A 12,662-nucleotide genomic window follows, 5' to 3' on the forward strand; every position below is an offset into this window, starting at 1 on the left:
ATCATTTCTTTGTAAATTATTCAGGAGCCGCCGCATGTCCAATTCCGCATCGCCCGTCGTGCAAGCCTTCTTCGATCCGGCCACTGCCACCGTCTCGTACGTGGTGCACGACCCGGCCACCCGCCGCGCGGCCGTGGTGGACCCGGTGCTGGATTTCGACGCCAAGTCCGGCCGCACCGGCACGCGCTCGGCCCAGGCGCTGGTGGACTGGGTGCAGGCGCAGGCGCTGCAGGTGGACTGGGTCTTGGAAACCCACGCCCATGCCGACCATCTATCGGCCGCGCCCTGGGTGCGGGCGCAAGTGGGCGGGCGCATTGCCATTGGCGCGGCCATCCGCCAGGTGCAGGCCGCTTTTGCGCCGCTGTTCAATCTGGGGCCGGACTTCCAGCCCGACGGCCTCGACTTCGACCACCTGTTCGAGGACGACGAAGCTTTCGCGGTGGGCGAGATGGCCGCCCGCGCGCTGGCCGTGCCGGGCCACACGCCGGCTGACATCGCCTTCCAGATCGACGATGCGGTGTTCGTCGGCGACACCTTGTTCATGCCCGACGTCGGCACCGCGCGGGCCGACTTCCCCGGCGGCGATGCGACCCAGCTCTACCGTTCCATCCAGCGCTTGCTCGCGCTGCCGGCCCAGACCCGGCTGTTCGTCTGCCACGATTACCCACCGACCAACCGCGAACCGCGCTGGCAGACCAGCGTCGCCGAGCAGCGGGCGCACAACCTGCACGTGGGCGGCGGCCGCAGCGAGGCGGAGTTCGTTGCGCTGCGCCAGGCCCGGGACGCCACGCTGGAGGTGCCGGTGCTGATCCTGCCGTCCCTGCAAGTCAACATCCGCGCTGGCCAACTGCCCGCACCGGCAGCCAACGGCCTGCGCTACCTGCAACTGCCGCTGGACGCATTGGGCGCTTGACCGGCCCAGTCCTCGCTCAATCCTCCGGCAACACCGGTACCGGCGCCAGGCTGCGCAGCTCGGACTTGCGGTACCAGTTCGCAATGCGCTCGCCGTCCCACTGCAGCGCAATGTGCGGCCCTTGCCGCACCGGCAGCGCCAGCGCCTTGGGACGCAGCAGCGCCACGCAAGCGCCGCCCTCGAAGCGCACGCTGCGGTAGGCGAGGCCCCAGCTGCCTTCGGCGCGCAGCCGCCGCGCCAAGGCCTGCGAAGCGGTGTAGCTGTCGGGGTCGTGCACGGCATCAAAGGCGACGGTGCGCAGGTCGTGCAGCGGCTGCACCACATCGGCCACGTAGCAGCGCAGGTCCAGCTCCACGGCCGGCTCCTGCGTGGCCTGCAGGAAACGCGTGCGGTGGTGGCAGACCTCGGCGACGGCGGCGTCCAGCGAATCGGCCGCGTAGTAGGCGCCCCAGCTGCCGTCGGAGAAGCGGCTGCCTCCCGGGTTCAGGTGGCAGAACGCGGCCATCACCGGCGTGCTGCCGTCGCCGCTCACGCGGTCTTCTGGCGCCACCAGCTGGATGTCGCCCACTTCCTGCCGCAGCCGCGGGTTGGTCAGCGCCTGCACCGCAAACACGGCGTCCAGCTCCTCGGGCCGGGCCACGCGGTCGAACAGGCTGACCGGCGGGAAGCGGCTGGGGATCAGCCGGTAGCAGGGGTTCCAGCCCAGCGCGGCCAGCGCCGGATGGCTGGCGTCGATCACGAGAAGTCTCCGCCGCGTTGCGCGTCCAGGTACTGCGCCACCAGCATCAAGTCCCCCACCTGGCCAGCCAGCAAGCGCTGCAAGGCCGTGCCGCCGCCAAACAGCGGCGCGCTGTTGGGCTTCTTCAGCCAGGCCCTTGCCCGCTCGGGCACCGGCAGCAGGATTTCCAGCGCCGAGTAGATGCGCAGCAGATAGCTCAGCCGCTCCAGCACCACCGCGTCCAGCCCGGCCTTGACGCGGCCGGCCTTCCAGGCGAACAGCGTCGTCTTGCCCACGCCCAGCAGCACCTGCTCCTCGGCCGGGCTCAGGCCCCATTCGGCCGAGATGCGGAAGAACACCGCCAGCACCGCGGCCGCGGTGGCGGGTGAATCGACAGCCGGCAAAGCAGCGGGGGATTGGGCGATCGAAGCGACGGTGTTCTTGGCAGGCATGGGCGCTCAATGCAAAGGCAATGAGCGCAGCATAGTTCATCAATGAACCATAATGCAACTGTGGTTCATTTATGAACCTATTCCCCGCCTCCGTCAGCGGCTGAATCGTCGGAGGTCGGCCAGACACAGGCGGGCATTTGGCCGGAACGCGCAGCGACGCGCCGGATTGTTGACCGGCCGCAGCCGGGGCCACGCCAAGCCAGAGCCGCGCCGTTTTGCTCTGGTACGCTTTTGGCGCCCCCCGCACGCAGGAGACCGCCTCGATGTACCCGACCCGCAGACGCCTGACCCTGGGCGCCGCCGCCTGCCTGGGCACCACCCTCGCCGGCTGCGCAGGCGATCCGCCCAAGCCAGCAGCTGCCACCCCGGCACCACCGCCCGACAGCGGCGCCAGCGTCGTGCGCTACACCGAAACCATCTCCTCGCTGCTGATCTCGCAAGACCGCAGGAACATCGTCGTCATCGGCAGCGGCTACCACTACATCTTCGACGCCCCGCCCGGCCTGCAGGCCCTGCTGGCCTCGCCGCTGCACGCGCGCAGCAAGGGCAATTTGTCCAGCTTCCGCGTGGACGCCAAGGGCAAGATCCGCGGCCACTACACGCTGCAGATCGACAACCTGATCACCCCTGCCGAGCAGGACGCTGCGCGCAACATGGGCTTCATCCGCGGCGTGGACCCGGCGAACCCCGAAGCCCATGTGCTGCGCGGCGAGCTGGTCGGCCAGCGCTACCTGCAAAGCACGCTGGTCAGCGCCCGCGCCACCGCGAAGCTGAACCAGCGCTACGTGATCGAGGTGACGGCCGAGCAATCCACCGGTGACCGCGTGGCCGGCACCCTGTCCACCCCGGTCACCGTGGCGACCGACGGCGTGCTGCTGCTCTACACCGTCGTGCTGTCGCCCATCGTCGTGCCGCTGGTGGTGCTGACGCGCGAGAAGAAGAACTGAGGCGCCGATCAGGCCCAGGCCTGGCCGCCGTCCCACTCGTATTCGCGCCAGTCGTCCGGCACGCTGGGGATCACGTCCAGCACGTCGAAATGCTGTTCGGAAAGAAAAGGATTGGCGCGCAGCGTGTCGGCCGCGGCGCGGTACTCCGGCAGGTCGGTGGTGTGCCAGACCAGCACGTCCGAGCAGCGCCCATGGAAGGCGCCGGCATTGAAGAAGCGCAGCCGCACCGAAGGGAAGCGGTTGTAGATCTCGGCCATCGCGTCGTCGGCCAGGGCATGCCGCTCTTCGGCCTCCAGCGCCAGCCAACGGGCCGAGGCCTTCAGCAGCATGAACAAGGTGTAGGGGCGGGCAGGCATGTCGGGTCCGGGTGCGGGTTGGTTCATGTTCGAGGCCGGCACGGCCGCCAATCGTGTTGACGCCGGCTCGGCCCAGCCCCACACTATGCGAGTTCCTGCTCGCTTTTCCAACTCGCATTTTCCGCCCGCCGTGCATGCCGATGAAAACCGCCGTTTCCCCGCGCAAAGCACCGCGCCAGGCGCGCTCGCAGGCCACCGTCGAAGCCATCCTGGACGCTGCGGCTCGCGTTTTGATCGAGCGCGGTTATGCCGCCGCCAACACCAACCTGGTGGCTGAGCGGGCTGGCGTCAGCGTCGGCTCGCTGTACCAGTACTTCCCGAACAAGGACGCACTGATCACCGCACTGCACGACCGCCATTCGCGCCAGATGGACGAGGTGATGGACCGCGCTTTCGCCGCGTCCGAACACCTGCCGTTCGACGCCGCGCTGCAGCACATCATCGAGGGCGTGGTCGAGGCCCATCGCGTGGAAGCCGGGCTGCACCGCGTGCTGGAAACCCAGCTCGCCGGGCTGGACATGCTCAGCAGCCACGAGGAAACCGAGGCCCGCATCGCCGAGCAGATGGGCCGCCTGCTCGAGCGCTACCCGGACCAGGTGCGCGTGCCGAACCTGCGCCTGGCGGTCTACATGCTGATGCACGCGCTGCACGCGCTGGTGCACGCCGTGGTCGCCACCCGGCCCAGCGGCGTGTCGCTGAAAACCGCGACCCACGAAATCGTGCGCATGACGCGGCTCTACCTCAGCTCGCCACCCACCACCGGCTGAACCGGGCCGCTGGCTATCATCGGCGCCCGATGCAACGCTGGCAGCTCTCCCGCAACGAAACCGCCCTGCTCGACCACATCTTCTGGTCGAGCGGGCTGTCGCGTGACGCGCTGTCCGGCCAGGCGGCGTTCTCGAAAAGCCGCACCAATGCGGCAGTCGCCGGGCTGCTGGCGCAGGGCGTGATCGAGACGACCGAAGAGCAGGTCGCCACCGGTGGCCGGCGCGCCCAGACGCTGCGGCTGAGCCGTCGGCTGGGTGTGTTGATCTCGGTCGCGATGGGCGCCACCGGCGTGGAAGTCGGCGTGCTGGCGCCGGACCTGACGCTGCTGGCACACCACAGCGAACCGGCCAATGTGCGCGACGGCCCGGCACTGCTGCTGGCCCGCATCCGCACGCTGATGAAGCAGCTGCTGCAGCAGTGCGGCGCCAAGGCGGCGGACGTGATCGCCATCGGCATCGGCGTGCCGGGGCCGGTGGACTTCGGGCTGGGGCAGCTGGTCAATGCACCGCTGATGCCCGAGTGGGACGGCTATCCGATCCGCGAGGACCTGAAGGCCGACTTCAGCGCGCCGGTGTTCGTCGACAACGACGTCAACGTGATGGCGCTGGGCGAGCTGTGGCGGCTGGGCCGCTCGCTGCCGAATTTCCTGGTGGTGAAGGTCGGCACCGGCGTGGGCTGCGGCATCGTCTGCCACGGCCAGGTCTACCGCGGCGCCAACGGCTCGGCCGGCGACGTGGGCCACATCTGCGTGGACCCGAACGGCCCGCGCTGCCACTGCGGCAACCTGGGCTGCGTCGAAACCATGGCCGCCGGCCCGGCGATGGTGCGTGCCGCCACCGAAGCGGCGCAAGCCGGCAAGAGTCCAGCGCTCGCCAAGGCCCTGGAAAGCGGCAAGCCGCTGCGGCTGCAGGACGTGGCGCTGGCCAGCCGCGCGGGTGACGCTGCGGCGCACGCCATCGTGCAGCGCTCCGGCGCGCTGATCGGCCAGATGCTGGCTTCGGTGGTCAATTTCTACAACCCATCCCACGTCTTCATCGGCGGCGGCATCCAGCGCATCGGCCCGCTGTTCCTCGCCGCCGTGCGCCAAAGTGTCTACCACCGCTCGCTGGCGCTCTCCACGCGCCACCTGGAGATCCAGTACACGCCACTGGGCGAGCGCGCCGGGCTGATCGGCGCGGCGGCGCTGGCGATGCAGGAACGCCTGCGTCCCCTGCTGGCCTGAACCTGGCTCCGGCCAACTTCGACCCGAATTTGGTCTAACTTCGGTCTTGCTGGGCCGAAGCTGGGCTCCTAGCATCGGCCGCATCAAAAGCGCTGGCTTCAGACCGGTGCGAGGAGACCCATGCTGGCGCTTTCGTTTCAGGACGTCGTGAAGGCGTTTGGCCCGGTGCAGGTGCTGCACGGGGTCAGCTTTTCGCTGGACGCGGGGCGCATCTACGGCCTGCTGGGCGAAAACGGCGCGGGCAAGTCGACGCTGATGAAGATTGCCGCCGGCTACGAGACGGCCACGTCCGGCCAGCTGTGCCTGGACGGGCAGCCGGTGCGCTTTGCCAACTCGCGGGACGCGGAAGCGGCCGGCATCGTGCTGATCCACCAGGAATTCAACCTGGCCGAGGACCTGACGATTGCACAGAACATCTTCCTCGGCCACGAGAAGAAAAAGCGCGGCGGCTGGCTGGACGACGCGGCGATGCGGCGCGAAGCCGCGGCCGTGCTGCAGCGCGTGGGCCTGGACCGCGACCCGGACACCCGGCTGCGCCAGCTGATCGTCGCCGAGAAGCAGCTGGTCGAGATTGCCAAGGCACTGGCGCGCAACGCCCGCCTGCTGATCATGGATGAGCCGACCGCCACGCTGACGCCTGGCGAGACCGAGCGGCTGTTCGCGCTGATGGCCCAGCTCAAGGCTGGCGGGACCACCATTCTCTACATCTCGCACAAGCTCGACGAGGTCGAGCGCATCACCGACGACGTGATCGTGATGCGTGACGGGCGCTTCATCACCCGCGCGGCGACCCACACGCTGAGCCGCGCGCAAATGGCCAACCTGATGGTCGGCCGCGAACTGTCGGACCTGTTCCCGGCCAAGCAGCTGCCGCCGGCCGATGCGCCAGTGCGGCTGCGCGTGCAGGACCTCACGGTGCCCGGCTGGGCAGAGCAGGCCAGCTTCGAGGTACGCGCGGGCGAGATCCTGGGTTTCGCCGGGCTGGTGGGCGCCGGCCGCACCGAGCTGTTCGAAGGACTGCTGGGCCTGCGCAGCAGCAGCACCGGACGCATCGAGATCGACGGCAAAACCGTGACCGTCCGCAATCCACGCGAAGCCGCCGACCTGGGCCTCACCTACCTCAGCGAAGACCGCAAGGGCAAGGGCCTGCACGTGGCCATGGGCTTGGCCGAGAACCTGACGCTGATGAACCTGCGCCAGTACGCCAAACCCTGGCTGCGCAAGGACCAGGAGCGCCAGGCACTGGCCGAGGCAGTGCGCGCCTTTGGCATCCGCACCGGCTCGCTGTCGCTGCGCGCCTCGTCGCTGTCCGGCGGCAACCAGCAGAAGCTGGCACTGGCCAAGGTGCTGCAGCCCGGCCCGAAGGTCGTCGTGCTGGACGAGCCGACGCGCGGCGTGGACGTGGGCGCCAAGCGCGACCTGTACCTGCTGATCCATCAGCTCGCCGCGCAGGGCTGCGGCGTGATCGTCATCTCGTCCGAACTGATCGAGTTGATCGGCCTGTGCCACCGCGTGGCGGTGATGCGCGCCGGCCGGCTCACCACCACCTTGCAGGCCGAGCGCCTGAGCGAAGAGGCCTTGATCGCCCATGCAACCGGCACGCACTGAAATGACCGCAGCCAGCAACCCGGCGAACGACTGGCGCACCCACTGGCACACCTTGCGCAGCATCGGCCCGGTGCTGGGCCTGGTGCTGCTGTGCATTGCCGGCACGCTGTTGAACAGCGATTTCGCCTCGCTGGACAACGCGATGAACGTGCTGACCCGCACCGCCTTCATCGGCATCATCGCGGTGGGCATGTGCTTTGTCATCATCTCGGGCGGCATCGACCTGTCGGTCGGCTCGATGGCCGCGCTGATCGCCGGCTGCATGATCCTGCTGATGAACGCGCTGGCCGCCAGGGGCTGGTCGCCGCTGGCCAGCGTGGGCGCGGGCATGGTGTTCGCGGTCGTGCTGGGCGCGGGCTTCGGGCTGGCGCACGGGCTGCTCATCACGCGCGGCCGCATCGAGCCCTTCATCGTCACGCTGGGCACGCTGGGCATCTTCCGCGCCTACCTCACCTACTTCGCCGACGGCGGCGCCATCACGCTGGACAACGCGCTGTCCGATGTCTACAGCCCCGTCTACTACGCCAGCGTGCTGGGCGTGCCGATTCCGGTCTGGGTCTTCGGCGTGGTCGCGCTCATCGGCAGCCTGATCCTGAACCACAGCGCCTTCGGCCGCTACGTGCAGGCCATCGGCTCGAACGAACAGGTGGCCCGCTACGCCGCGGTGAACGTGGACCGCATCAAGGTGTTGACCTACATGCTGCTGGGCGTGTGTGTGGGCATGGCCACGCTGCTGTACGTGCCGCGCCTGGGTTCGGCCTCGCCCACCACCGGGCTGCTGTGGGAGCTGGAAGCCATTGCCGCGGTCATCGTTGGCGGCACCGCGCTGCGTGGCGGCGCGGGCAGCGTGGCCGGCACCGTGATTGGTGCGGTGCTGCTCTCGGTGATCGGCAACATCCTGAACCTGACCAACATCATCAGTGTGTACCTGAACGCCGCCGTGCAGGGCTTCGTGATCATCGCGGTCGCGTTCACGCAGCGGCGCCGGCCGTAGACACACAGGCACCTCTTTCGTCGTTCCCTTCGGCGGCCACTAGAAGGCCGCCTTGCACCCAACCACAACAGGAGACATGAGATGAAATTCCGCACCCGCCTGCTGGGCCTGGCCGCCGCTGCCAGCCTGGCCTTCGTCGGCCAAGCCGCATTGGCGCAAGCCGCACCGGTGAACCTCGGCGTCGTGATCCCGTCGGCCACGCACAGCTTCACCGCCGGCATCGTGTTCTGGGCCAACCAGGCCAAGAAGGACCTGGAAGCCGCGCACCCGGGCCTGAAGGTCACCGTGAAGACGGCCGGCGGCGCGCCCGAGCAGGCCAACCAGCTGCAGGACCTGGTCACCGTCACCAAGATCAACACGCTGGTGATCTTCCCGTTCGAATCGGCGGCGCTGACCAAGCCTGTCGCCCAGGTCAAGGCCAAGGGTGTTTACGTCACCGTGGTCGACCGCGGGCTGACCGACACCTCGGCGCAGGACGCCTATGTGGCCGGCGACAACACCGCCTTCGGCCGCATCCCCGGTGAATACCTGGGCAAGGCGCTGGGCGGCAAGGGCAACATCGTCGCGCTGCGCGGCATCCCGACCACCATCGACAACGAGCGCATGGACGCCTTCAATGCCGCGCTGAAGGCCTACCCCGGCATCAAGCTGCTGGACGCCAAGCCCGGCAACTGGAACCGCGACGATGCCTTCAAGGTGATGCAGGACTTCCTGACCCGCTTCAAGCAGATCGACGCCGTCTGGGCGGCCGACGACGACATGGCCATCGGCGTGCTGAAAGCCATCGAGCAGGCCAAGCGCAGCGACATCAAGATCGTCTTCGGTGGCGCTGGCGCCAAGGGCATGGTCAAGACGCTGATGGACAACAGCAACCCGCTGATCCAGGCCAACGTCTCGTACTCGCCAAAGTTCATCTACGACGCGATCAAGCTCACCGCCGAAGCGCGGCTGAAGGGCGAGAAGCTGCCGCCCAACACCATCATTCCTTCGGTGCTGATCACCAAGGACAACGCCAAGCAGTTCTATTTTCCGGACTCGCCTTTCTAAGCTGACCCGCAGGAGCGCCCACATGGCCAGACCCATCACCTTGTTCACCGGCCAGTGGGCCGACCTGCCCCTTGCCGAACTCGCCCCTTTGGCCAAGCGCATGGGCTACGACGGCCTGGAGCTGGCCTGCTGGGGCGACCACTTCAACGTGCAGGCCGCCCTGGAGTCGCCGCGCTACGTCGAGCGCAAGCGCGAGCTGCTGGCCGACCACGGCCTGCAGTGCTTCGCCATCGGCAACCACCTGACCGGCCAGGCGGTGTGCGACCGCATCGACGAGCGGCACCAGGCCATCCTGCCCCCGCATGTGTGGGGCGATGGCGACCCCGAAGGCGTGCGCCAGCGCGCCGCGCGGGAGATGCAGGACACCGCGCGCGCGGCGGCCAACTTCGGCGTCAAGACCGTCACCGGCTTCACCGGCTCGGCCATCTGGCATGCGGTGTACGCCTTCCCGCCCACCTCGCAGGCCTACATCGAACGCGGCTTCAGCGACTTCGCCACCCGCTGGACGCCCATCCTCGACGCCTTCGAAAAACACGACGTGGACTTCGCGCTGGAAGTGCATCCAACCGAGATTGCCTTCGACACCGCGTCGGCCCAGCGTGCGCTGGACGCCGTCAAGCAGCACCGCCGCTTCGGCTTCAACTTCGACCCCAGCCACCTGGCCTACCAGGGCGTGGACTACATCGGTTTCATCCGCCGCTTCGGCAAGCGCATCTTCAATGCCCACATGAAAGACGTGTGGTGGGACAAAGGCGATGGCACCGTGGGCACCTTCGGCGGCCACACTGCCTTTGGCGACGCGCGCCGCAACTGGGACTTCCGCAGCGTGGGCCGCGGCATGATCGACTTCGAGTCATTGATCGTCGCGCTCAACGACCTGGGCTACGCCGGCCCGCTCAGCGTTGAGTGGGAAGACAGCCGCATGGACCGCGTGCATGGCGCAACCGAGAGCGCCGCGTTCTGCCGCCGGCTGGACTTCGCGCCTGCCGGTGGCGACTTCGACGCTGCCTTCGCCCGCGACGCCCAAGGCGGAATGGCCGGCTGATGACACAAGCTTCTCCCCGCAAGCTGCGCTACGCCATGGTCGGTGGCGGGCGCGACGCCTTCATTGGCAAAGTACACCGCGCCGCGATGGCGCTGGACGGCCGCTTCGAACTGGTCGCCGGCGCCTTGTCGTCGCAACCGGACAAAGCCATCGCCTCCGGCCGCGACCTGGGCCTGGCGCCCGCACGCAACCACGGCAGCTGGCAGGACCTGCTGGCGCACGAGCTGAGCCTGCCGCCGGAGCAGCGCGTGGACCTGGTCAGCATCGTCACGCCCAACCATGTGCACCACGAGGTCGCCCGGGCGTTTGCCGCCGCCGGCCTGCACGTGGTCTGCGACAAGCCGCTGGTGCACACCAGCGCGCAGGCGGAAGACCTGGTGCGCGTGGTCGCCGAGCGCGGCACCGTCTTTGGCGTGACCTACAACTACACCGGCTACCCGATGGTCCGCCAGGCACGCGAAATGGTGCGCCAGGGCGTGATCGGCGAGGTCCGCAAGGTCGTTGTCGAATACCACCAGGGCTGGCTGGCGAGGCACGTGGAGCAAGCGAGCAACAAGCAGGCCGAATGGCGCACCGACCCCGCGCGCAGCGGCATTGCCGGCGCGATGGGCGACATCGGCTCGCATGCCGAAAACCTGGTCGCCACCGTCACCGGCCTGGCGGTCGACCGCATCTGCGCCGACCTCACCGCGTTTGTGCCCGGCCGCCGGCTGGACGACGACGCCAGCCTGCTGCTGCGCTTCCACGGCGGCGCCCGCGGCGTGCTGCTGGCCTCGCAAATCGCAGCCGGCTTCGAGAACGACCTGCGACTGCGCGTGTTCGGCAGCGAAGGCAGCCTGGACTGGCGGCAGGAAGACCCGAACCAGCTCGCGCACACCCCGCTGGACGCGCCACGCCGCGTGCTGACACGCGGTTCACCGTGGCTTTGCGATGCCGCCCGCCGCGCCGGCCGCCTGCCGACTGGCCACCCCGAGGCTTTCCTCGAAGCGTTCGCCAACGTCTACCTCGGCGTGGCCGAGGACATCCACGCGCGGCTCGGCGGCGCGCCGTTGGACGCGCTGGCTGCGGACTATCCGCGGGTGGAGGATGGCGCGCGCGGGGTGAGGTTCATCGAGACAACCGTGGCCTCGGCCGCCAGCGACACCAAGTGGACGGTGTTCGGCTGACTGCGCCGATCCGGCGCGCGCGCAAGCCCGAGGAAAGCTCAGGCCCAGCACCAGGGCATTGAGCCCGCCCATGGGCTGGCCGGCCCACCGCAAGCGCCCATTTCCCGTCTTCAGTCGCTCCCGAAGCACCGCGCCGCCGCGTCCGCCGTGTCTTGCGGCGTCGTGTTGAAGGCGATGGCTGCACCCGGCGCGGCCCGGTGCACGGCGTTCACCAACTGCTCGAACAGCAGCAGGCTCTTCGGTGGGATGCGAATGCCGCCGCCGATCACGACGCAATCGAAGGCCTTGCCGGCGAGCTGCTTCGTCACCCTCTCGGTTGCCGACGCGTCGGGCGGCACCAGACACAGTTCGGCGGCCCAACCGCGATCGGCCATCAGCTGCATGCCGATGGCGATGCCGGCATGGATCTTCGCGGCGTCGAAGCCGGGCGGCAGCGCGGGGTCCGAAAAGTCGACGGTCTCGGGCTGTTGGCCGATGAAGAGCACGCGCTTGGGGGCGTTGGATGAAGTCATGACGATCTCCAGGGTTCGTGGTGGAAATGAATGTTCCCGTGACTGAAGATTAGGTCGTCTCGCACGCGGCGCATAGACTCCAGATTTGGACTGTCCGTCTCAATTTCGGAACAGTGAGCTTGGGGCACGGCTGACGGTGCGGGGCTCGCGCACACCACCGCCACGACCGAATGCCCCTTCGCGATGGCTCGCTTGACGATCTCGCGACCCGTGCTCCCGGTCGCGCCCAGGAGCAGGAGCTTCATGTGGCAACCTTTTGCTTCGTGATGTCTGAACTGCGAAGCTGGATCACACAGCTCATCGTCGGCTGGCTCAATGGGCCGTCAGCGCTTTCAGTCGCGCGAGGGACCGGGTCAGGATCTCTTCATACCCGCGCACTTCGGATTCGGCGACCCATTGCGCGAACGCAATGCGAAATACCGCGATGCCCGCCTCGGCTGCCAGACTCGCATCCGGCTCTTCGACACCCCGCGTGCGCAACGCCGCCGCAAGCGCGCCGGACAGCCTCGCCAACTTGATCAACTCGCGCTCGTGCAGATCCGGGTGGGCTGCGATGACCACAGCGCGCAGACGCGAAAAAGGGCGGCGCTCATCATCGAAGAAGTCGCCCGCTTTCCTGATGGCCGCAGCAACGGCGTCGAGCGGTGATGCCTCCGCCGGCGCCTGGGAGAGGCTGTCGACCATCAGCTGCTGCAGCCGCTCGGTGCCATCGAAGAGGACTTCGCGCTTGTCGGCGAAGTGGCGGAAAAACGTGCGTGCGGTCAGCCCGGCGCGCTCCGCGATGGCAGAGACAGTGGTCTGCTCGTAGCCAATCTCACTGAACAGTTCCATGGCCGCTGCGCGAAAGCGCCCCGCGGCATCGGCTTCCCAGCGACCCATGTTGATCCAGGTGTTGACACAGAGTGACATCATAG

The 12,662-nt window shown here is 68.3% G+C and carries 14 protein-coding genes; 9 read left to right on the forward strand and 5 right to left on the reverse strand.

Annotated features, from left to right (window positions below; translation table 11 throughout):
* Positions 1-34: 34 nt before the first annotated feature.
* Complete coding sequence (locus ACAH41_RS12905) at positions 35-913, forward strand: MBL fold metallo-hydrolase (RefSeq protein WP_325651295.1); 879 nt, start codon at positions 35-37, stop codon at positions 911-913.
* Positions 914-929: 16 nt separating this feature from the next.
* Here ACAH41_RS12905 and ACAH41_RS12910 read toward each other — a convergent pair whose 3' ends face one another.
* Together ACAH41_RS12910 and ACAH41_RS12915 are read right to left on the reverse strand one after the other, a co-directional pair.
* A complete protein-coding gene (locus tag ACAH41_RS12910; protein WP_325651297.1) occupies positions 930-1,652 on the reverse strand; it encodes an RES family NAD+ phosphorylase in 723 nt (240 codons plus the stop codon).
* Positions 1,649-2,083 carry an MbcA/ParS/Xre antitoxin family protein gene (locus ACAH41_RS12915; RefSeq protein WP_325651299.1) on the reverse strand — a complete coding sequence of 145 codons (435 nt, stop codon included), beginning with the start codon at positions 2,081-2,083 and terminating at the stop codon, positions 1,649-1,651. The genes ACAH41_RS12910 and ACAH41_RS12915 overlap by 4 nt, the downstream gene beginning before the upstream one ends.
* A gap of 263 nt (positions 2,084-2,346) precedes the next feature.
* On the opposite strand from ACAH41_RS12915, the gene ACAH41_RS12920 reads away from it, so the two are divergent.
* Positions 2,347-3,030, forward strand: coding sequence for a hypothetical protein (locus ACAH41_RS12920; RefSeq protein ID WP_325651301.1), 684 nt, complete (start codon positions 2,347-2,349; stop codon positions 3,028-3,030).
* A gap of 8 nt (positions 3,031-3,038) precedes the next feature.
* On the opposite strand, the gene ACAH41_RS12925 is transcribed toward ACAH41_RS12920, so the two are convergent.
* Positions 3,039-3,386 (reverse strand): darcynin family protein, encoded by a 348-nt coding sequence (locus ACAH41_RS12925; RefSeq protein ID WP_325651303.1) that lies wholly within the window; start codon positions 3,384-3,386, stop codon positions 3,039-3,041.
* A gap of 134 nt (positions 3,387-3,520) precedes the next feature.
* Here ACAH41_RS12925 and ACAH41_RS12930 point away from each other — a divergent pair, with 134 nt between their 5' ends.
* The 7 genes from ACAH41_RS12930 (at position 3,521) to ACAH41_RS12960 (ending at position 11,236) form a co-directional block, all read left to right on the forward strand.
* On the forward strand, positions 3,521-4,153 hold the full coding sequence (locus ACAH41_RS12930; protein ID WP_325651305.1) for a TetR/AcrR family transcriptional regulator: 633 nt from the start codon (positions 3,521-3,523) through the stop codon (positions 4,151-4,153).
* Between the two features lie 29 nt (positions 4,154-4,182).
* The gene (locus tag ACAH41_RS12935) at positions 4,183-5,376 is read left to right on the forward strand and encodes an ROK family protein (RefSeq protein ID WP_325651307.1); all 1,194 of its coding nucleotides are present in this window, start codon (positions 4,183-4,185) and stop codon (positions 5,374-5,376) included.
* Positions 5,377-5,496: 120 nt separating this feature from the next.
* Positions 5,497-6,984, forward strand: coding sequence for a sugar ABC transporter ATP-binding protein (locus tag ACAH41_RS12940; RefSeq protein ID WP_325651309.1), 1,488 nt, complete (start codon positions 5,497-5,499; stop codon positions 6,982-6,984).
* Position 6,985: 1 nt separating this feature from the next.
* Positions 6,986-7,978 carry an ABC transporter permease gene (locus tag ACAH41_RS12945; RefSeq protein ID WP_325651311.1) on the forward strand — a complete coding sequence of 331 codons (993 nt, stop codon included), beginning with the start codon at positions 6,986-6,988 and terminating at the stop codon, positions 7,976-7,978.
* A gap of 81 nt (positions 7,979-8,059) precedes the next feature.
* On the forward strand, positions 8,060-9,025 hold the full coding sequence (locus ACAH41_RS12950; RefSeq protein ID WP_325651313.1) for a substrate-binding domain-containing protein: 966 nt from the start codon (positions 8,060-8,062) through the stop codon (positions 9,023-9,025).
* 22 nt (positions 9,026-9,047) lie between these two features.
* Entirely contained in the window at positions 9,048-10,070 is a 1,023-nt protein-coding gene (locus ACAH41_RS12955; protein WP_325651314.1) for a sugar phosphate isomerase/epimerase family protein, read from the forward strand.
* Complete coding sequence (locus tag ACAH41_RS12960; protein ID WP_325651316.1) at positions 10,070-11,236, forward strand: Gfo/Idh/MocA family oxidoreductase; 1,167 nt, start codon at positions 10,070-10,072, stop codon at positions 11,234-11,236. The genes ACAH41_RS12955 and ACAH41_RS12960 overlap by 1 nt, the downstream gene beginning before the upstream one ends.
* Positions 11,237-11,346: 110 nt before the next feature.
* Here ACAH41_RS12960 and ACAH41_RS12965 read toward each other — a convergent pair whose 3' ends face one another.
* Together ACAH41_RS12965 and ACAH41_RS12970 are read right to left on the reverse strand one after the other, a co-directional pair.
* Complete coding sequence (locus tag ACAH41_RS12965) at positions 11,347-11,748, reverse strand: hypothetical protein (protein ID WP_325651318.1); 402 nt, start codon at positions 11,746-11,748, stop codon at positions 11,347-11,349.
* A 312-nt stretch (positions 11,749-12,060) separates the two neighbouring features.
* The gene (locus tag ACAH41_RS12970; RefSeq protein WP_325651320.1) at positions 12,061-12,657 is read right to left on the reverse strand and encodes a helix-turn-helix domain-containing protein; all 597 of its coding nucleotides are present in this window, start codon (positions 12,655-12,657) and stop codon (positions 12,061-12,063) included.
* Between the last annotated feature and the right edge of the window lie 5 nt (positions 12,658-12,662).

This window comes from Ideonella sp. (genome assembly GCF_041287625.1).
Classification (GTDB): domain Bacteria; phylum Pseudomonadota; class Gammaproteobacteria; order Burkholderiales; family Burkholderiaceae_C; genus Ideonella.